The sequence below is a fragment of the Bacillus sp. SRL337 genome, from assembly GCF_984799155.1.
Genome location: NZ_OZ481793.1, coordinates 3095924 through 3116768 on the forward strand (window position 1 = coordinate 3095924; position 20845 = coordinate 3116768).

Annotated in this window: 19 protein-coding genes; 7 read left to right on the forward strand and 12 right to left on the reverse strand. The window is 45.8% G+C overall.

Translation table 11 applies throughout. The features are described from left to right. Positions 1–635 precede the first annotated feature (635 nt). The gene (locus AC4E8A_RS15830) at positions 636–4994 is read left to right on the forward strand and encodes a S8 family serine peptidase (protein ID WP_490194273.1); all 4359 of its coding nucleotides are present in this window, start codon (positions 636–638) and stop codon (positions 4992–4994) included. 28 nt (positions 4995–5022) lie between these two features. Here the strand turns inward: AC4E8A_RS15830 and AC4E8A_RS15835 are convergent, their stop codons facing one another. From AC4E8A_RS15835 to AC4E8A_RS15855, 5 genes are all read right to left on the reverse strand, one after another. Further along, positions 5023–5571, reverse strand: coding sequence for a GrpB family protein (locus AC4E8A_RS15835; RefSeq protein ID WP_490194275.1), 549 nt, complete (start codon positions 5569–5571; stop codon positions 5023–5025). Continuing rightward, entirely contained in the window at positions 5571–5822 is a 252-nt protein-coding gene (locus AC4E8A_RS15840; protein ID WP_490194277.1) for a YqkE family protein, read from the reverse strand. Before AC4E8A_RS15840 ends, AC4E8A_RS15835 begins: the two co-directional genes overlap by 1 nt. A 201-nt stretch (positions 5823–6023) precedes the next feature. Continuing rightward, the gene (locus tag AC4E8A_RS15845; RefSeq protein WP_490194279.1) at positions 6024–6686 is read right to left on the reverse strand and encodes a CoA transferase subunit B; all 663 of its coding nucleotides are present in this window, start codon (positions 6684–6686) and stop codon (positions 6024–6026) included. Between the two features lie 29 nt (positions 6687–6715). After that, positions 6716–7405 (reverse strand): CoA transferase subunit A, encoded by a 690-nt coding sequence (locus AC4E8A_RS15850; RefSeq protein ID WP_490194281.1) that lies wholly within the window; start codon positions 7403–7405, stop codon positions 6716–6718. Positions 7406–7430: 25 nt separating this feature from the next. After that, positions 7431–8615, reverse strand: a complete 1185-nt coding sequence (locus tag AC4E8A_RS15855) for an acetyl-CoA C-acetyltransferase (RefSeq protein WP_490194283.1) — start codon at positions 8613–8615, stop codon at positions 7431–7433. Between the two features lie 195 nt (positions 8616–8810). Here AC4E8A_RS15855 and AC4E8A_RS15860 point away from each other — a divergent pair, with 195 nt between their 5' ends. The 3 genes from AC4E8A_RS15860 (at position 8811) to AC4E8A_RS15870 (ending at position 10947) form a co-directional block, all read left to right on the forward strand. Further along, positions 8811–9707, forward strand: coding sequence for a hydroxymethylglutaryl-CoA lyase (locus tag AC4E8A_RS15860; RefSeq protein ID WP_490194285.1), 897 nt, complete (start codon positions 8811–8813; stop codon positions 9705–9707). A 65-nt stretch (positions 9708–9772) separates the two neighbouring features. Further along, entirely contained in the window at positions 9773–9904 is a 132-nt protein-coding gene (locus AC4E8A_RS15865) for a hypothetical protein (protein WP_490194287.1), read from the forward strand. A gap of 113 nt (positions 9905–10017) precedes the next feature. Continuing rightward, positions 10018–10947 (forward strand): alpha/beta hydrolase, encoded by a 930-nt coding sequence (locus AC4E8A_RS15870; protein WP_490194289.1) that lies wholly within the window; start codon positions 10018–10020, stop codon positions 10945–10947. A 39-nt stretch (positions 10948–10986) separates the two neighbouring features. Here the strand turns inward: AC4E8A_RS15870 and AC4E8A_RS15875 are convergent, their stop codons facing one another. After that, positions 10987–11307 (reverse strand): iron-sulfur cluster biosynthesis family protein, encoded by a 321-nt coding sequence (locus AC4E8A_RS15875; protein ID WP_490194291.1) that lies wholly within the window; start codon positions 11305–11307, stop codon positions 10987–10989. 164 nt (positions 11308–11471) lie between these two features. Here AC4E8A_RS15875 and AC4E8A_RS15880 point away from each other — a divergent pair, with 164 nt between their 5' ends. Continuing rightward, positions 11472–11690 carry a CDGSH iron-sulfur domain-containing protein gene (locus tag AC4E8A_RS15880; RefSeq protein ID WP_490194293.1) on the forward strand — a complete coding sequence of 73 codons (219 nt, stop codon included), beginning with the start codon at positions 11472–11474 and terminating at the stop codon, positions 11688–11690. 382 nt (positions 11691–12072) lie between these two features. On the opposite strand, the gene AC4E8A_RS15885 is transcribed toward AC4E8A_RS15880, so the two are convergent. The 4 genes from AC4E8A_RS15885 to AC4E8A_RS15900 all read right to left on the reverse strand — a co-directional run bounded on the left by AC4E8A_RS15885 (position 12073) and on the right by AC4E8A_RS15900 (position 16744). Next, positions 12073–12408 (reverse strand): YolD-like family protein, encoded by a 336-nt coding sequence (locus AC4E8A_RS15885; RefSeq protein ID WP_490194295.1) that lies wholly within the window; start codon positions 12406–12408, stop codon positions 12073–12075. Positions 12409–12471: 63 nt separating this feature from the next. Continuing rightward, the gene (locus AC4E8A_RS15890; RefSeq protein WP_490194296.1) at positions 12472–13734 is read right to left on the reverse strand and encodes a Y-family DNA polymerase; all 1263 of its coding nucleotides are present in this window, start codon (positions 13732–13734) and stop codon (positions 12472–12474) included. Between the two features lie 1237 nt (positions 13735–14971). Further along, positions 14972–15766: an SDR family NAD(P)-dependent oxidoreductase gene (locus AC4E8A_RS15895; RefSeq protein ID WP_490194298.1), complete on the reverse strand. Its 795-nt coding sequence runs from the start codon at positions 15764–15766 to the stop codon at positions 14972–14974. A 15-nt stretch (positions 15767–15781) separates the two neighbouring features. Continuing rightward, positions 15782–16744: an MBL fold metallo-hydrolase gene (locus AC4E8A_RS15900; protein ID WP_490194300.1), complete on the reverse strand. Its 963-nt coding sequence runs from the start codon at positions 16742–16744 to the stop codon at positions 15782–15784. A 195-nt stretch (positions 16745–16939) separates the two neighbouring features. Between AC4E8A_RS15900 and AC4E8A_RS15905 the strand changes: the two genes are divergently transcribed. Both AC4E8A_RS15905 and namA read left to right on the forward strand, forming a co-directional pair. Beyond that, positions 16940–18085, forward strand: a complete 1146-nt coding sequence (locus AC4E8A_RS15905) for a glycosyltransferase (protein WP_490194302.1) — start codon at positions 16940–16942, stop codon at positions 18083–18085. An 84-nt stretch (positions 18086–18169) separates the two neighbouring features. Beyond that, positions 18170–19186 carry an NADPH dehydrogenase NamA gene (namA, locus tag AC4E8A_RS15910; protein ID WP_490194304.1) on the forward strand — a complete coding sequence of 339 codons (1017 nt, stop codon included), beginning with the start codon at positions 18170–18172 and terminating at the stop codon, positions 19184–19186. A gap of 78 nt (positions 19187–19264) precedes the next feature. Here the strand turns inward: namA and AC4E8A_RS15915 are convergent, their stop codons facing one another. Together AC4E8A_RS15915 and rnz are read right to left on the reverse strand one after the other, a co-directional pair. Continuing rightward, the gene (locus AC4E8A_RS15915; RefSeq protein WP_490194306.1) at positions 19265–19810 is read right to left on the reverse strand and encodes a histidine phosphatase family protein; all 546 of its coding nucleotides are present in this window, start codon (positions 19808–19810) and stop codon (positions 19265–19267) included. Positions 19811–19881: 71 nt separating this feature from the next. Next, on the reverse strand, positions 19882–20802 hold the full coding sequence (gene rnz, locus AC4E8A_RS15920; protein WP_490194308.1) for a ribonuclease Z: 921 nt from the start codon (positions 20800–20802) through the stop codon (positions 19882–19884). Positions 20803–20845: the final 43 nt, after the last annotated feature.

Genomic DNA, 20845 nt, shown 5'->3' on the forward strand with positions numbered 1-20845 from the left:
GAAATTTCAGGATATTCTTCTCTGGCCATCAGAAAGAAAAAATAGTGCTTCTTTCCTCATTCTGTAACAATTCCGCTATAAAAATAAAATATCCAGTCAAAATGCAGCATCTGAGATACCTTCGCCAGGAACTGATGCAAAGGTTTCATCATCTGCTTTTCTTTTTTCTTCCATCTAGTGATAAAGTCATATCCCACTTCTACCGACTGCAAATAAAACGGGATACCCACCCCTTTTATTCTTTCGGGCATATTATACAATTTGAATATTTATGCGAAATAGGACATTTTTCTAGAATTCAAATACCTCTCCCCCCCTTTCTATCCAACCTCTCATTTTTTAAAACCATCAAATAACTAATGCACAAAAATACTACTAAACTCCCTGCAATTGTTTTACGTTAAACCGTTATATTCCTGAAGTTATAAAAAAAACACTTCTAATTACCTATGTAAAATCCGTTGTGCTGTAACTTCCTATCCATTTTCTGAATATTCAAAACATATTCGACATTATAATACAACATTCGACTCGAGTTATTGGTTATCGTTGGGTTACCATCAACTATTTTCCAGATGGAATCCAAAAAAGGGAGGACCGGCACTACCATTCCAAACATTATAGGAGGGAAATGAATGTCAGGAAAAAGAAGGAACGTAAAATGGTTGTCCATTGTATTGACCCTGATCATGTTTATTCCATTAATGTTTCCACCAAATGCAGGAGCAGCTGCTACCACACAACCAGCTACACAGAAAGGAAAACCTTCTGTTTCAGCAAATGACACAGCAAAAATCAGTCCACAATCCAAAATCACATCAAAGCTGCAAGATCAATTCAAGAAGGATAAGCACGTCACATACTTAGTGAAGTTCAAGGAGCAGGTAGACACTAAGTCTGTAGAGAAAAAAGCAGCTGATCAAGCAAAAAAGCAAAAGCTTTCTGCAAACAGCAAAAAATTATTAAAACGAAACTTGGTTGTTTCCGAGCTGCGTTCTACAGCCCTTGAAACTCAAGCAGAAGTGAAAAAATACTTAAATAATGAGAAAAAGTCCGGTGCTGTTAAAGAAGTCAAAGGCTTCTATGTTGTTAACGGCATGGCTGTAACAAGTACAAAAGAAGTCATGGAAAAAATCGCAAACTTCCCTGAAGTTGAGAAGATTTTACCAAACGAAACTCGTCAGCTGATTCAGCCTGTTAAAGTTGATTCCTCTGGGGCAAGCGTAATGCCTAAAGCAAAAAAAGCGGATAATCAACCGGCTAACGTTGAATGGAACATCGACCGTGTCGGTGCGCCAGCCGTATGGGATATGGGAATTGACGGAGCAGGAACTGTTGTCGCCTCCATTGATACGGGGGTCCAATGGAATCATCCTGCTTTAAAAGAGAAGTACAGAGGGTTTGATCCTCAAAACCCTGATGCACCAGATAATGAATTCAACTGGTTTGATGCAACTGCAGGCCAAGGTACCCCTTACGATGACCAGGGCCATGGAACCCACGTTACAGGAACAATGGTCGGTTCTGAGCCAGATGGAAACAATCAAATCGGGGTCGCTCCAGGAGCTAAGTGGATAGCCATAAAAGCATTCACTGCTGATGGAGGAAGTGATGTTGATTTGCTGGAAGCAGGTGAATGGATCCTTGCTCCAAAGGATGCTGAAGGAAATCCGCATCCTGAAATGGCGCCTGATGTCGTAAACAACTCATGGGGCGGCGGACCAGGTCTTGATGAATGGTATCGCGAAATGGTCGCTGCTTGGAGAGCCGCAGAAATTTTCCCTGAATTTTCTGCAGGAAATACGGATCTCTTCAATCCCGGCGGCCCCGGTTCTGTAGCTACACCGGCAAACTACCCTGAATCCTTTGCCACTGGTGCAACAGATATCAATGATAATCTTGGCAGCTTCTCTCTTCAAGGTCCATCTCCATATCAGGAAGTGAAGCCAGAGATATCTGCACCAGGTGTGAATATCCGATCATCGGTTCCGGGAAGCAACTATGAAGGCGGATGGAACGGAACATCAATGGCTGGCCCGCATGTATCAGCCGTTGTTGCGTTACTCAAGCAAGCCAATGCTGGACTAACCGTTGATGAAATTGAAGAAATCTTGATGACAACCGCTGTTCCTTTAACTGATGGTACTTTCCCAGAAACGCCAAATAACGGCTATGGCCACGGCCTGGTCAATGCATTTGATGCGGTTTCCTCAGTTATGAACGGCCTTGGAAAAGTAAAAGGGCAAGTATCAAAAGAAGGCGATGATACTGAAGCGCCTGTTATCACTCATCAAGCACCAGCTGAATCATTTAAAGGAATGAACCTGTCACTCCAGGCAGAAGCCAGTGATAATGTAAGCGTGACAAGTGTTACGCTCCACTATCAAAATGCTGACGGTGAATGGGTTGCAGTCGATGCAGCCAAAACCTCGGGTGACTTCAAATCCGGTACCTATGAAGCCGGCATTCCTGGTGAAGCCTTGACCGCTGATAGCGTAACTTACAAATGGAGCGCGGTTGATTTTGGCGGCAATGATGTTGAGACTGAAGAATATTCTGTTACACTCCTTCCTGGGATTTCAACAGGTTATGAACAGGATTTTGAATCCAGTCCAGCTGGTTGGACTTCTTATGGAGATGCGGACAGCTGGGAGTGGGGAGTCCCTGTAAACGGTCCTGGCAATGCTGCTTCTGGTGAGAAGGTATATGCAACAAGCCTGGCTGGAAATTATGCCAGCAATGCGAATATGTCATTACAAATGCCTCCTGTTGATTTGCCGGAAGGAAACAGCTTCCTTCAATTCAAACAGTGGCACGAACTTGAAAACAATTATGACTACGGCCACGTCTTTGTCTCCACAGATGGCGAGAACTGGACACAAGCCCTTCGTGTCAATGGAAGCACAAATGGCTGGGTTGACGGTGAAGTTGACTTAAGTGAATATGCCGGTCAGCGAGTTTACATTGCTTTCAACGTAACGACAGATGGAAGTGTTGTCAAACAAGGCTGGTACCTGGATGATGTGAAATTAAGCACTGACTCTATCCTTCCGGCTAAGAAAAAAGAACTTGGCTTTAAATCAAAAAATGAGAAATCAGCTTCTGTTGCTAAAAAACCTAGTGTCAATCCAAATAAAATCAAGTTAGCTAAAAACACTGCAAAAGAAGCACCGGGACAAGATAAAAACCCTGCACCTGTACTGCTGCCTTTACAAGCAGAAGTAAGTGTTCTTGAGACAGGACGTTCCGTATATACCAATCCAGCTAATGGATCCTATGAAATGACTCATGCGGCAGGCGAATTCACTTTACAAGCTGCCACATATGGGTACAGATCACAGACTCAAAGTGTAACAATCGAAGAAGATGGTACTTCCACTGCCAACTTCACACTTGAGGAAATTCCTAGTGGAAATGTGACTGGCACTGTAACCAATCAGGTCACCGGTGAACCGGTTGAAGGCGCTACGGCGTTCCTGCTTGAAGATGCAGTAGTGGAGCCTGTCGAAACAAATGAAAACGGGGAATTCGACTTAGAGGCATATGAAGGTGAATATACATTAAAAGTCGTTGCACCTTATTTCTACAGCCAGGAAGTGAGTATCACGATTGAAGGCGGAGAAGTCACCACTGCGGATATCGCATTGGAACCTTTCATCGGATATCCTGGTGAAATCGGCTATGATGACGGCACTGCTGAAAATGCCCATGCATTCTATGATGCCGGAAACGGCTGGGCGGTCAAGATGTCCCTCGAAGAAGGAAATGACACTGCTTTGGTCACAGGCGGCCTATTCCGATTCTGGGATACTGAATGGCCTGTACCAGGCGGAACAGAATTCCAAGTAGCCGTTTATGATGCATCCGGTACTGACGGTGCACCTGGAAAGAAAATTGCCGGTCCTTTTGATGGCACAGCATTACGTAATGGTGAATGGACACATGTAGACTTGAGCGAGCATGGCATCATGGTCGACGATGACTTTTACATGGTGTATATCCAGTCCCAACCAAACCCGAATACACCTGGGCTTGGAACGGATGAAGACGGCGAATACGCAGCAAGAAGCTGGCAGCTGGTTGGCGGAGCATGGTCACTGGCACCAGAAGAAGAAGGTAACTATATGATCCGTGCAACGGTGAATTATGAGGTTACAGCTCCGGTGATCACGTCGCCTAAAGATAATTCTTTCACTAATAATGAGACAGTGACAGTGGAAGGCACATCAGCTCCATCTACCAATGTTCACCTGTTCAACGGGGATGAGGAAGTTGCTGAAACTGAAACCGCAGAGGACGGCACTTTCTCTGCTGACGTCTCCTTGCAAGCCGGTGAAAATACGATCACAGCGAAGGCGGCAACTGAACAAGGAATGACTGGTCCTTCAGAGCCGGTCACCATCACTCTTGACCAGGATAAACCTGAATTGCAAATCACCTCCCCTGAGGAAGGATTGAAAACCAATCGCGAGGCGATTACTGTAGAAGGCAACATCACGGATGAGAACCTTGCTTGGGTTAAAGTGAATGGTGAGAAAGCTTCTGTCAAAGACGGAAAGTTCACTCACAGACTGCTTTTGGATGAAGGAGAAAACGTCATTCAGGTTATCGCTAAAGACAAGGCTGGAAACAAAAAGAAACAAAGCGTTACCGTCCACGCCAAGTTTGGCGACATCGCCATTGACAACCTTCTTCCTGCAGAGGATAAGGAACTGAAGAAAGGTGAATCTGTAAAAATTGAATTCGACAGTGAGCCTGGTCTGGATGCGGCATTCGTGATCCATATGCCGCTGACAAACGCTAAATCGTCAGTCTCCAATGCGACTGAACTTCCGATGATGGAAACGTCAGATGGACACTATGTCGGATACTACACTGCTACTTCCAATGTGAAAGCACCGGGAGCCGTGGTTGAAGTGAAAATCTCGGATGAATTCGGAAATGTAACCACAAAACGCGCTGAAGGTAAATTGTATATTAACTCGAAGAAATAAGCTGTAAAGGAAGAAGAGTTGACCTCGGTCAACTCTTCTTTTTCTGATCAGTCAGGTACATCCTGCCCCATTTTACGGCTCTCTTTTCCAACTCTTTCACAAATTCATCTTTCCCTTGTATGTATGCATCAATATCAGTTGGGAATTGGGCAGCAAGTTCACTTTTTAATCGGCCGTATCTTTCAGCTTCCCCTTTGAATGTTCTCAAATAATGACGAAAGGCCAGATGCCTCGCAATTTCTTCACTGTTTGATGCGTAGATGTGAACATGGTACAGCCTCTTTCCTTTTTCATTTTCATATTGAAAATAACGGCGGCCCTTTATTCCGTTTTCTCCTTTGGCTGTATACCCCCTAGCCTCTAAAGAGGGAGTTCTTTCATCCGCGAGATAAATATCCGGCAGCTCGATCAGAAAATCAATGATTGGTTTGGCTGCCAACCCTTCAACAGACGTCGACCCAATATGGTGAATCCTGGCATTGCATCCTTCAAAGACCTTATTAAGCCTCTTTTTTTCTTGATGGAACTCTTCTTTCCATAGTGGATTATAAGTAGTGACTTCCACTTTTCTTGTCATTACTTGAAGTCCTTCCAATTCATGCTGCTTTCTCCAAGAAGCTCTTCAAATGATTTGTTTTTTTCACGCTGTCTGGCTTCTTCTCTTTTTCTTTCGGCTTCCTCTTCTTTACGGACGGTTTCTTCCTTTTCAAGCTCTTTCTTTTTAGCTTTCAACGCTTGGAATACATCCGATTGCAGTGTATCTTTAAGTGTCACATCTTCATTTTTCTTTGATAATGGGCGCTTCGGCTGTTTTTGTTTTTTCTTCATGGAAGTTCCTCCTTTATTCAGTACTTGATGTATTAGTTTTCTTTCCTGGATTGTCGTTTGCCGCATCTCCAAATTCGATGCCTTGAAATAGCAGCACCTCGATGGCCTGATTCGTGGCCACTCATGACAAACAGTTATGTGAACTTATTTTATCAAAAATATAAAAAAAGAGAAGCGCAGTGCTTCCCTTCTGTAGACCTATTAAAATGCATCTGTTATCAGGTTATCGTCAATGATCAATTCTGGTTCTGTTGTAGATGTCACATCTTCGACTGTGTAGCCCTTGGCCACTTCCCGGAGGACCAAACCGTTTTCCGTCACATCAATGACTGCCCTGTCAGTAATGATTCGGTCCACAACCCCTTCACCCGTCAGCGGCAGGGTGCATTCCTTCAGGATTTTACCCTCACCATCTTTATTTACATGTTCCATGATGACAATGATTTTCCTGGCACCGTGAACAAGGTCCATGGCTCCGCCCATCCCCTTGATCATCTTGCCCGGGATCATCCAGTTGGCCAGGTTCCCATTCTCGGAAACTTCCATTCCGCCCAGGATGGCCACATTGATATGGCCGCCGCGGATCATCGCAAAAGATTCCGAACTATCAAAGTAGGCTGATCCAGGAATAGCTGTTACTGTTTCTTTACCGGCATTGATCAAATCGGCATCCACCTTATCCTCTGAAGGGTACGGCCCGATTCCAAGAAGTCCATTTTCCGATTGAAGGACAACTTGCTTGTTATCGGATAAATAGTTGGCAACAAGGGTCGGCATACCGATTCCAAGGTTCACGTAAAAACCGTCTTGTATCTCTTTTTCTGCTCTTCTGGCTATTTTCTCTCTCATTTTTGCACGATCCATTTTTCCCTCTCCTTTCCGGATGCTCCAAGTTATTGGCTGACTGTTCTTCTTTCTATCCGTTTTTCCTGCTCCGCCTGAATGATGCGTTGGGTGTAGATACTCGGTGTATGGATATCATTCGGGTTCAGATCACCAGTCTCAACCAGTTCTTCCACTTCAGCGATCGTCACCTTTCCTGCAGCAGCAATCATCGGGTTGAAATTCCGCGCTGTTTTGTTGTAAAGCAAATTCCCCATTTTATCGCCTTTCCAGGCACGGACAAGGCTGAAGTCAGCTGTATAAGCTTCCTCCAGCAGATACTCCTTGCCGTTGAAAGTGCGGGTTTCTTTGCCTTCTGCAATTGGTGTGCCGACGCCTGCTGGTGTATAAAAGGCTGGGATGCCGGCCCCCCCTGCACGGATTTTCTCGGCAAGTGTTCCCTGAGGCACCAATTCAACCTCAATTTCCCCTGAGAGCACTTGTCTTTCAAACTCTTTATTTTCTCCTACATAGGACCCTATCATTTTCTTGATTTGTTTATTTCGTAAAAGCAGCCCCAGTCCCCAGTCATCGACCCCGCAGTTATTGGAAATGACGGTTAAGTCCTTCACACCTTTGTCAACAAGAGCAAGAATCAGGTTCTCCGGGATACCGCACAGCCCGAATCCTCCGACCATCAATGTAGCACCGTCTTGAATATCTGCAATCGCCTCATTAAAAGAAGTATATACTTGTTTCATCCCTTTTCCTCCTCCGCAAAAAGTTTTACGCCTTCTCCACTACTGTCGCAACTCCCTGGCCGCCGCCGATGCATAGAGTTGCCAGTCCCCTTTTGGCATCTCTTCTCCCCATTTCATGGATGAGGGTGACCAGGATTCGTGTACCGCTTGCGCCAATTGGATGACCTAATGCAATCGCTCCACCGTTTACATTCAGCTTCCCCTTATCAAATTTCAATTCACGGTCCACGGCCAGCGATTGGGCTGCAAAAGCTTCATTCGCCTCAATCAGGTCGATATCAGCCAGTGAAAGGCTGGATTTTTCCAGTACATTCTTAACCGCAGTGACAGGTCCGATTCCCATTACCGCCGGGTCGACCGCAGCATTGGCATTTGCCCTGATAGTGACCAGCGGCTTTATGCCGAGCTCTTCCGCCTTCTCTCTTGACATCACTACGACTGCTGCCGCTCCGTCATTGATACCCGATGCATTTCCTGCTGTTACGCTTCCTTCCTTTTTAAATGCAGCCCTCAAGCCTGAAAGTTTTTCCGCTGTTGAGCTTTTCCGCGGAAATTCGTCGGTTTTAAAAATATGAGGATCTCCTTTTCTTTGAGGAATTTCGACCGGGACGATTTCACTTTCAAATCTTCCTTCTTCCATTGCGGCCGCTGCCTTTTCCTGGCTCCAAGCCGCAAACTCATCCTGCTCTGCCCTTGAAATCGAGTAGCGGTCACACAGGTTCTCAGCCGTCATTCCCATATGATAATCATTGAACGCACACCACAACCCATCTGATATCATGCTGTCGACAATCTTACCGTCTCCCATCCTGTAGCCGTTCCTTGCATCTTTCAGCAGATATGGCGCCTGGCTCATGTTCTCCATTCCACCTGCAACGACAATATCTGCATCTCCTGCGAGGATGGCCTGTGCAGCCAAATGAACCGTCTTCAGACCGGATCCGCATACCTTATTGATGGTCAACGCAGGAACGGTTTCCGGCATGCCGGCTTTCAATGCTGCCTGCCTTGCAGGGTTCTGGCCAAGGCCTGCCTGCAAAACATTCCCCATGATCACTTCATCCACTTCACTCGCCGACACCCCGGCTTTTTCCAGTGCGTCTTTGATTACCGCTGCTCCCAGCTCCGGTGCTGAGATATCTTTTAAAGATCCGTTGAAGCTGCCTATGGCAGTACGGACTGCACTCACGATCACTACCTCTTTCGTCATCTCTTTTGTCCTCCTTGTCATGCAGAACTTGCTAAAAAATGCAGCAAGCTGCCATGCATTTCACCTCTACTTATAATGGTTTCTATGTAAGCGTTTAAATTCCTCTTAATTCGTCAAAAAATTTATAGTTGATTTTTAAATCTGAATCTTTCTACAATAGTAGTAGACCTTACTATGAATCTGGAGGAAATTCCAATGGACTTGCCAAAAAAAGTCACGATGATTGAAGTCGGCCCCCGTGATGGCCTGCAAAATGAAAAAAAGTTTGTTCCTACCGATATTAAAATCCAATTCATCCGCGCACTGAAGGCTTCGGGTTTGAAAGAAATGGAACTCACTTCCTTCGTTTCGCCTAAATGGGTGCCGCAAATGAAGGATGCCGGCGAAGTTGTCGAAGCCTGTCTCAACAGCAGCCGCGACATTGTGCTTGCCCCGAACCGAAAAGGAGTCGATCGCGCCCTTGATACCAAAGGGAAGGCTGTCGCCGTTTTTGTCGGTGTCAGCAATACTTTCAATAAGAAGAACATCAATAAAACGACATCTGAAAGCCTTGAGGAACTAAGACCGATCGTCAAGGAATTAAAAGAAAAAGGCTGCTTTGTCCGCGCCTGTATCTCTACCTCATTCTATTGCCCTTATGAAGGAAAAATACCTCCAGAGGAAACACTGCAGCTTTGCAGGGAATTTGTTACAATGGGCGCAGATGAATTGAGTGTCGCAGATACAGTCGGGATGGCTAATCCCAAGGAGGCTTTTGAGCTCTTCTCCTTGCTGAAAGAAACACTTCCTGACGTTTTGTTGACAGCCCATTACCATGATACCCGCAAAATGGCACTGGCCAATATCCTTGCTTCCCTGCAGGCCGGAATTGATCGTTTTGATACCTCCGCGGGCGGGCTTGGCGGCTGCCCTTTCGCACCAGGGGCTTCAGGCAATGCAGCTACAGAGGATGTTGTCTTTATGCTTGAACAAATGGGGATTGAAACCGGCGTCGATCTTGACGGCCTGGTCGCAGCGGTCAAGATTGTCGCACCTCACCTTTCCCGTTCCATCGATACCGGTTATTATAAGCTGCATACACCTGCACACTAAGCTGAATAGCCTTGACTTCCTTGTGCATCCTAAGCTTATATCTTATTTAGGAAAGGAAGAAAAACATGAGCCAAAAACGCGAAAAGGGATTCAGCCAAAAGGGGAAACCTACTGCTGATACTGTACAGAATGTCATTTCGAAAGAAGAGCTTGAAAAAGCTGTTCATCCAACCAACCGCCAGAATTCCGAACAGTAATCCTCGCTGCGTCATATTTTTTCCGGGCTGTGCAATTTACGGCCCGTTTTTTTTATGACTGATGACGTATCCAGTGGTAAACTATAGAAAACGTATCGTTGGAGGACATTACTATGAAAAAGTGGGTGCCGGCAGTCGGTGGAGCTCTTGCAGCCGCCGCAGGTCTCGGTGTTTTTTTAACCAACCAGTTTATGTACCTTAAGAAGAAGGACGAACAGGTCATACTGCAGCGGGAAATATCGGCTGGACGTCTGAATCTTGAGGAGTATGAGGCGCTGCCAAAGGAAGAAGTAAGTATATCCTCTCCTTTTGGCTACAGCATCAAAGCCGTTTTCATTCACCCGAATCCAGGCAATAAATATATGATATTCTGTCATGGGGTCACTGAAAACAAGCTGAATTCCTTAAAATATATGAATCTTTTTTTGAAAAGAGGATTTAACGCGGTGGTATATGATCATCGCAGGCACGGGGAATCCGGGGGCAGTACCTCCAGCTATGGATTCTTTGAAAAGCAGGATTTGAAAGCAGTCGTTGATGAGCTGATCAAGCGCCGGGGAGAAGATGTCTACTTTGGCATCCACGGTGAATCAATGGGAGCGGCCACCACCCTTCTTTATGCAGGCTCCGTTGAAGACCGGGCTGACTTTTATATAGCAGACTGCCCTTACTCAGACTTTGGCGAACAGCTTTCCTACCGGATGGCAAGAGAGGTCAAGCTGCCTGTCGGAAGGCTGCTGCTGCCGCTTGCCGATTTATTCCTCAAGCTCCGTGAAGGGTATACTCTCAAGGATATTTCCCCGCGCTCTGTGGTAGAAAATATCCGCAAACCGGTCTTATTCATCCACAGCATCCCGGACGACTACATCCTGTCATCGATGACACAGGAGCTGTTTGACAAAAAGAGCGGAAGCAAAAAGTTATACCTTGCAGCCAATGGGCTTCATGCACAATCTTATAATGACAATAAAGAGGAATATGAAAAAGCGGTAGATGAATTCCTTGAAGAGATTGGGGCCGCTGCCGTGCACCACGTTTCGTAAAATAGAAAGGATGGAGCCTTGATGGCACCATCCTTCTTATCAGCGAATGAAAAAATTCATCCGCCCATTCAAAATCTGACCGGGACTTTTCAACTGAAACATTTTGGCTGATGTGGAAAAATCGATTCTCAAATCTTTATCATAAAAAACCTGTTTTGACTTCTCGACCATAACGGGAATCGAACCGGTGTCGATTTCAATATCATCGCCGCCTGTTTGTTGAACATATTCCAGGACAGGGATCCCGCTCATTACACACCCGCAGCCTTCAGTTTCGTATTTTATCTTTAAACAGCCTTCTTTATCGCCTATTCTATTCTTCAGAACTTTTTGTGCCTCATCGGTAATCGTGATGTTCATTACTGGGCCTCCCTAACGTTTCTGTATGACCTGATTTTATCACATAGAAACGGGAAATTCATTGTTTTGGATTGGTTGCAGCGGATAGAAACGGTTGCATTTTTTCCGCCTTCCACTTACTATCAAAGTGGGGAATCTTTGTTACATATGGAAAGGATGGTTAGATGTCAAAAGCACAAATTAAAGTGAACGATAATGGATCATTGAAGGTGACAGGCGATGTTGAGCTTGTAGATGCAGAAGGCAACGTTTTTCCAACAAAGAGCGTATTCTCTCTCTGCCGCTGCGGGCTGTCTTCGAGAATGCCGTTCTGTGACGCTTCTCATAAAGGCAAGTTTGAATCATGTGTTCGTGCAGAAAAAGTCCTTGATGATAAGGAATGAAGAACAAAAGCACAAGCGCCTTGGTCAGCCCCGACAGGCATAAGACGAGCTGACAAGAAGGCTGCTTTTCAACCTTCTTATCGGATTGGCTTATGCCCCGAGGGGCTAGGTGCTTAGAGCTAGATGCAGAATGAATCTTTATTATCTGCACCTCAAGAATTTTATAGCTTTCCATACAAACAAAAAGCCTGAACCAAGAGGGATCCCTCTGTTTCAAGCTTTTTTTTTAACGGCTCTACTTGAACTTGCTGCTGCATAATATGAATTACGCAAACATGAAGGAAAAGAGCTGCTCTCCTTGTTCAGAAAAAAGATCCCCAGTATCCAAGGGATATCCGAAAGCAGCAATCTAAGCGAAAACTGCCTTTACAGTTTAATGCTCTTACTCTTCTGTAAAACGAATATCCACTATATCTTGGATGGACAGATAGGATGTTTTTTCAAAGCGGTCCACTACATGAATCTTACTGTTCAGCCCATCGTAGTAATGAATCCGGCCGATGAGCAATTGATGGCGCTGCCCGGCATAATGGGTGATGGTGACCAGGCGGCTGAACTCCATGGCTTCTGCTGTAACTTCATTCAATTCCTCAAGATGCTGTTCGTCGATCTTCTTCCGCTGTTCAAAGCTGTCTTCTTTCGCCCAGTCCCTCAGCACCTTCACGTGCTCCGGGAGCATCATGGAGGTCCACTTGATTCTTCCACGGTCGCGGTTCATTTTTACCACCCTCCCTCTTTTTTTCTTAGTGGATTTAATCTTCCCAGCCCGGCCTGCCGCCTCTTATGCCTTATGCCCTCCCAATAAGGTCGCACGATGCTTGGCAGTTCCGGCAGCAGTATAGGAAATCGCGCGAAGCAAGGAACCTGAACCGTATTTATGGCGAATCTGGTCAACGACATAGCCCAGCTCCCTCTTCTTCCAGCGGTCCGGCTCAAATAAGCTGATCTGCATACTTTCATCCGGGAAGAGGTTTCCCAGGCTGATGGAAATGCTGCGGACGGTTTTGCCATTATAGTTTTCTTTAAAAAGATCGAGGCAGACTTTATACAAGTCCATGGTGATGTTCGTAGGCTCCTCAATGGACCTTGACCGGTGGAAGCCTCCTCCAAATTCCTCCTGGCTGTAACCGACGCCAAAGCTGATCGTCCGTCCTGCCTGCCGGTGATTCCGTGTCCGCCGGGCTACTTCTTCACACATTTCAAGAATCACACTTTTGATTTCCTCTTCCTCTTTGTAGTCGCGAAGGAGGATCTGGCTTTTTCCAAAGCTGACCTGCCCTTCCATGATCGGTGCCCCGATTTCGGAAAGGTCGACCCCCCAGGCGTGATAGTAAAGCTGATTGCCCATGATCCCGAATTTGCTTTCTAATTTCTCCAGGTCGTATCTGGCAAGCTGGCCGACATTGAAAATCCCCATCCGGTTCAAGGTCCTTTCAAGCCGCTTGCCGATCCCCCACATTTCGCTCAGCGGAGACACCGTCCATAACTTTTCCGGGACATCTTTGTAAGTCCATTCTGCAACCCCATGCTTTTTTGCCTCCAGATCCAGGCAGAGTTTTGACATGAGCATATTCGGACCGATTCCGATGGCGCAGGGGAGCTGGAATTCCCTTTCGATGTCCTGTTTGATTTTCCATGCGATAGTATGGGCATCACCCCAAAGGCTGGATGTTCCATCTATCTTCAAAAAGCTTTCATCGACACTGTAGGTATGGATGGCTTCTTTGGGAACATACCGATGAAATAAACGGGTAATTTCAGTGGAAATGCGGATGTAGGTGGCCATGGCGGGTTCAACCACCAGGATTTTGGGGTCCTTTGGCACTTCAAACAGGCGGGAACCGGTTTTGATGCCGAATTCCTTTTTCACTTTTGGGGAAGCAGCCAAAATGACGCTGCCCGGACGATCCAGTTTCCCTGCCACAGCCAGGTAACATTCCAATGGATCAAGTCCTCGCATGACAGCCGAGCAGCTTGCATAAAAACTCTTCATATCGATGCATAAAATCTTCTGGTCGGGAAGCTCACCGTATTCGACAGTCATTATTTCCGCTCCTTTCTCTTAGGGAACATTCGTTCTATTTTATCTAAAATTGTATACGAATATACGTTCGTTTTCAAATATTATTTGTTGGTACAAAGAGAAAAATTTTGAGATTATGGTCAAAAAAGGAGAATCAGCACATAATGGACAATTGAGGTTAAAGGAGGAAAATAGTGAAATGAAGGCTTTGGCAGAATGTGTTATATGGGTTTTTGATCGGGTGATCGCAAGGATGGCGGTGTGCCCCTGCAGGTGCGCGGCTATTATGTAAGCGGATCTCCTTCTATAACCGGGGTTTCCTCGCTAATCACCCCATTCTAAACTGGATCTCCTTCTATAACCCGGTGTTTCTCGCCTAATCACCCCGTTCTAAACTGGATCTCCTTCTATAACCGGGGGTTTCCCGCCTAATCACCCCGTTTTAAACCGGATCTCCTTCTATAACCCGGTGTTTCCCGCCTAATCACCCCATTCTAAACTGGATCTCCTTCTATAACCCGGTGTTTCTCGCCTAATCACCCCGTTCTAAACTGGATCTCCTTCTATAACCGGGTGTTTCCCGCCTAATCACCCCGTTTTAAACCGGATCTCCTTCTATAACCGGGTGTTTCCCGCCTAATCACCCCGTTTTAAACCGGATCACTTTCTATAACCGGTGTTTCTCGCCTAATCACCCCGTTCTAAACTGGATCTCCTTCTATAACCGGGTGTTTCCCGCCTAATCACCCCGTTTTAAACCGGACCTCCTTCTATAACCGGGTGTTTCCTCGCTAATCACCCCGTTTTAAACCGGATCACTTTCTATAACCGGGTGTTTCTCGCCTAATCACCCCGTTTTAAACCGGATCTCCTTCTATAACCCGCGCTAATCACCCCGCTAAACAACAACTCTCTCTCTATAACCGGACGTTCACACGCTAATCACCCCGTTATACAATAACTCACTCTCTAGAACCGGGTGTTTCTCGCTAATCACCCTGTTTTAAACCGGATCTCCTTCTATAACCGGGTGTTTCCCGCCTAATCACCCCGTTTTAAACCGGATCTCCTTCTATAACCGGACGTTCACACGCTAATCACCCCCGTTATACAATAACTCACTCTCAAGAACCGGACGTTTCCGCCTAATCACCCCATTATGGAACACGCATTTCCAAAAACCATCCGAATAAACAAACATCCACGACCAAAAAACAAACAAAACCAGCCCCGGATTCTCCAAGGCTGGCCGTAAAATTTATTTCTTAAAGAAAGCATTTTTTCCGAGACGCTCCACAATTCCCGGAAAAAGGGTATACAGGACGCTGCCGGCATTCATCCAGCGGGGCAGATTAATTTCGCGCGTATTGGTCAGCATCTTGTCCACAATTTTTTCAGCGACTGCATCGGGATCCAGCATGAAGCGTTCCACATTTTTAGCATAGGTGCCGGAGCGGTCTGCCACATTGAAGAAATTGGTGGCTATAGGGCCCGGGTTGACCGCCGTTACATAGATGCTGGAAGAGGCGGCCTCCATCCGCAGGCTGTTCGTAAAGCCGAGAACAGCATGCTTGGAGGCAGAATATGCACTCGATTTTGGAGTGGCAAGCTTGCCTGCCTGGGATGCAATGTTAATGATGTGTCCCGAGTTTCTTTTTTTCATGATCGGCAGTACGTGTTTCGTACAGGCGATCAGTCCGAGGACATTGACCTCAAACATTCCTTTGATGTCCTCAAAGCTTGCCTGGTCGGCCTCATCAAAAATTCCATAACCGGCATTATTGACAAGGATATCGACATTCTCAACCTCTCTATAAATCGACTGAAAAATCGACGGAAGGGATTCAAAATCCGATACATCCACACTGTGGACGAAGGCTTTCACCTTATATTTTTCCTGGACTTTCAGCTGAATCTCTTTAAGACGTTCGCCATTGCGGGCAAGCAGCACGATATTTGCTCCCCGTTCTGCTGCTTTGAGCGCAATCTTTTCTCCTATTCCCCCGGATGCTCCTGTGATGACAATATTTTTATTCTTTAAACGCTGATTCACCGTTTCACCTTCTTTTTAACAATAATAGAACAAGACGCCGTCCCGCTCTTCCCGGAAGATCTCCTGTCTTGCTTCCAAATAATCAATTTGAGCCTGTGTTTCGGACAGAGTCAGCCCCAATTCTTTTTGGTACACAGTTGGGAACAACTTTTGGCAAACAGAAAAGAGAGTCTGAGGATCATTTTTTACTAATTCTTTTACATGCATGGCCCGTTCATGCTGTTTTTTCAGCCGCTTCCGTATAAGAGGATGAACCTCCGTTATTTCTTCTCCATGACCTGTATAGGCGATGCTGATGTCCATTTGCAAGAGTTCCTTGAGAGAACGATTATATTGAAGCTGAGGCTTCGGTCTCTCCTCCCCCTCTTTTTCTGGAGGTTCAATCAGCGGATTTGGGGAAATGTGTGCCAACAGATGGTCCCCGGCAATCATCATTCCATCCTTTTCACGCCAAAAAGAGATATGGCTTTGGGCATGGCCCGGTGTATCCAGGACAGTCCATTCCCCCATCCCGGGAATAGGATTCCCCTCTTTGAGCACAGAGGTCAATCCCCTGTTTCCCATAAACTTCAGGGGAGACCTGATTTTTTTGATAAATGGTAAGTACTCCTGAGGCAGTCCGGCCTGCAAAAATAATTTTACATAAAACCGGTCATGCTCTTCAAAAAAATCATCCCGCCTCACCAGCCATCTTTCATTGGCGGGGTGCCCGATGATGTCAATGTGATCAGGCATCCAATCCAGCATTCCCGCATGGTCCGGATGATGGTGAGTCAGTATCACCTGTTCAATATCCCCAATCGAATATCCCAGTTCCATAAGGTTCCTATCCAGGATTTCCTTTGCTTCTTTGGTTTGCGGGCCGACGTCGATGAGGCTCAGCGCCTCTCCTTTCACGAGGTAGACATTGACATCCCCGACTGCAAAGGGAGTCGGCAGTATAATTTTCGCTATATCTCCAGCCCAATTGGCATTCATATCCATTCACCACTTTATATGTATTTGAAAATGAATGATCATTCATTCCTTTATTTTACTCCTTTTCTTAACTATTGTCATGGAAAACCCGATTTTCCCCGTAATGCAGTGAGGATAATGACAAAACACTGCATATCGGATCATGAATTGCTACAATAGAGGGTAATCGCAATTAATGCATGGGAGAAGTGATCAATGCTTGTCACATTACTGATCGTAAATAGTATAGGATGGCTCATTTTAAGCTCAAATATATACTGGGGACTGCGAAGAATTGATTCATTGGAGAAAGCGGATGCAGTTCATGACGGCCCTCTCATTTCCATTATTATTCCTGCCCGCAACGAAGCACATACCATCGGAACGAGCATTCAGACACAGCTTCAGCTGAATTATAAAAACATCGAATGGATCATCGTGAATGACCGCTCGACGGATAGTACCGGTGAAGAAGTGGAACGGGTTGCCCAAATGGATCACAGAATTAAAACACTGCATTTGACAGAACTCCCGAAAGGATGGCTTGGAAAAAACCATGCGCTTTATCAGGGATATCTTCTCTCTGAAGGGAATCTGCTTCTATTTACCGATGCCGATGTGCATTTTCATCCGGACTCGGCCTCAAAAGCAGTTAGGATGCTGGAGACAAAAGCAGCGGATCATTTGACGGCAGCGCCTTCTTTGACTGCCAAAGGTTTTTGGCTGAAGACATTCATCGCCTTTTTCCTGTTTGGGTTCACCTATTACAAGAGGCCATGGAAGGCGAATGATCCAAGCTCCTCTATCGGAATGGGAATCGGTGCATTCAACCTGATCACACGCAAGGCCTATGAAACCATTGGAACGCATGAAAGTTTACGAAACAGGCCGGATGATGACCTCCAGCTTGGAGCTAAGATAAAGGAACATCAATTAACTCAGAGAATGGTAACCGCCATCAGCCTTCTCAGCGTGGAATGGTATCCGACCTTGCAATCGGCCTTACAGGGCTTGGAGAAAAACACCTTTGCAGGTCTGTACTACCGTTACTCAATGGTGATCCTGGCAGTCGCAGGAGTATTCTTTTCTCAGGTCTTTCCCTTTTTGACCCTCCCGGCCGCGGACCCTGCTGTACGGTTGCTGAGTTTAACGGTGATTGCCCTGATTTGTTTTAGCTATATGCTGGTGATTAAAAAAATGACAGACTTCCATCCAACTTTATTTTTCGTGCTGCCTATAACGGCCCTGATCTTCATTTTCAGCATCATCAGGGCCGTTGTCCTTACATTTGTACGCGGAGGTGTCATTTGGAGAGGCACCAAATATTCCTTAAAAGACCTTCGCAGCAAAATCGATGAGTAAGGCAAAATTCTTTTTCAGAAAATTCCCTGCTGATATAATAAGCGTGTATTTAGGAAGGCGAAATAGTAAAAAGGAGCGGATACAATGTCAGCCAAATTATTTGAACCATATAAAATCAAAGATATTACCTTGAAAAACAGAATTGTGATGGCGCCAATGTGCATGTACTCTTCCCATAACGAGGATGGAAAAGTCGAGAACTGGCATAAAACCCACTATACAAGCAGAGCAGTCGGCGGTGCAGGGCTTATCATCCAGGAAGCCACTGCCGTCACGCCTCAGGGACGTATTTCCCCCCAGGATCTAGGCATCTGGAGCGATGAACATGTCGAGGGACTGAAAGAACTTGTCTCCCTCATGAAAGAACAAGGAGCACATGTAGGGATACAATTGGCTCATGCAGGCAGAAAGGCTGTGCTCGAGGGAGACATCATTGCCCCGTCAGCAATTCCATTCAATGAGAAAATGAAAACTCCTCAAGAAATGAGCCAAAAAGATATACAGGAAACTGTGGAAGCCTTCAAACAAGGAGCAGAAAGGGCCAAGAAAGCTGGTTATGACGTTATTGAAATCCACGGGGCACATGGATACTTAATCAACGAGTTCCTTTCCCCTCTTTCCAATAAACGCAGCGATGAATATGGCGGCTCTGCCGAGAATCGATACCGTTTCCTCAGGGAGGTCATTGATGCCGTCAATACTGTGTGGAACGGCCCTCTTTTTGTCCGTGTTTCAGCAAAGGATTATGCAGACGGCGGGTTGGATGCGGAAGATTATGCTGTCTTTGCCTCATGGATGAAAGAACAGGGAGTCGACTTGATTGATGTAAGCTCGGGAGCAGTCGTCCCTGCAAGAATCGATGTTTACCCGGGATACCAGGTAAAGTTGGCTGAAACCATCAAAAACAAAGCAGAAATCCCAACCGGTGCAGTTGGCTTGATCACCACCGGTATTCAAGCAGAAGAAATCCTCCAAAATGAACGTGCAGACCTCATTTTGCTGGCAAGGGAACTCTTGCGTGACCCTTACTGGCCAAGGACAGCGGCCAAAGAACTCGGAATGGAAATCCAATCCCCGAAACAATATGACAGGGCTTGGTAAATTAAATAAACAAAAGGGCGCGCTCAGCACCGCAAAAAACAAAAAGTCCAGACTTCAGCAATAGTCTGGACTTTTTGTTTATTCTTCTTTCCAAATCCGCCTTATAGAAGGTGAATCGTTCTCGAGATCAATATGATACACATCTGGATTCGTTAACTCCATTAATTCTTTAAAGCCAAAGCGGTCAGCGAAAAATCTGAGAAGCAGAGTCGCCAGGTTTCCATGGCTGACTGCGATGATGTTTTCATAATCAGTATTCAAGATATCCTTAATAAATGAAGAAGCCCTTTCAAAAGCTTCACGATTTGATTCTCCTCCAGCAAGAACATAGTCAAAATTTTCAAAGCTTATTTCGAGATGGTTCATCCAATCATCGAGTGGGGTACCGCTCAGAATTCTCTCACCCAGGCGTTCATCTTGAACGATGGGAAGCCCTCTTTTATCGGCAAGGGGTTCAATGGTCTTTATTGCCCTTAAGAACGGACTGCTGTACACTGCATCAACCTTTTGGCCTTCAAAAAACTTCACCAATGATTCTGCTTGTACTTCTCCAAGGTCCGTCAATTCCGCCTCAGGAGGCTGGCCTTCAGCCTTTGCATGGCGTATGATATACAAGTTCTTCATCTGATTCGTCCTCTCCTTTCTACATCAGCGGTGGCAGTACTGAGCTGGCACCCGGAAGCGTACTAAATCGATTATTTCGTTACAGAAAACTCAAAGAAATCGCTCGCAATATAGCTCTCAGAGAAATTCTCCCTGGCTTCCTGCTCCAGCTCAGGCCACTCGGTTTCAGTAAATCTTGAACTGATATGGGTCAAAAGCAATTTACTGGCGCTGGCAGCCGCTGCTGTTTCAGCAGCCTGCTTTGTTGTAGAGTGGAAATAATCATAAGCCATCTGTTCCTGGTCCTTCGCGAAGGTGGCTTCATGGATGAGAACATCCGCATTTTTAGCAAGCTTAACGGCTGCAGGGGAGGGCCTTGTATCACCAAGAATGGTGACGACCCTTCCTTTAATAGGCGGTCCCAGAAAATCGATTCCATTGACCACTCTTCCGTCGTCCAATTCCACTGTTTCCCCTTTTTTCAACTTCTTAAAAATGGGTCCCGGTTTAATCCCTAAGTCTTTCAGCTGCTCAGCCTGTAGAACACCCGGCTTATTTTTTTCCACTACCCTATACCCGAAGCAAAGGAGGGCATGGTCAAGTCTCCGGGCTTCCACTGAAAACTGGTCATCTTCAAAAATGATTCCCTCGTCGATTTCTTCAATATGTAAAGGATATCTCAGATGGGTTCCGCTGATGGCTAAAGAGACGTCGATAAACTCCTTTATCCCAGGAGGACCATAAACCGTCAATTCCGCTTCGCCTCCCTGAAAAGACCGGCTGCCCAAAAATCCCGGCAGGCCGAAAATATGATCCCCATGAAGATGAGTGATAAAGATCTTTTCAATCTTTCTCGGTTTCAATGATGTATGTAAAATTTGATGCTGGGTCGCTTCTCCGCAATCAAACAGCCAGACAGCATTCCTTTCTTCCAAAAGCTTTAAAGCAATTGAAGTAACATTTCTTAATTTGGCAGGAACGCCTGCACCTGTGCCCAGAAAGAGCAGGTCCATCACCTTCACTCCTCTCCTGATTTTCTCATTTCATCATAGCATA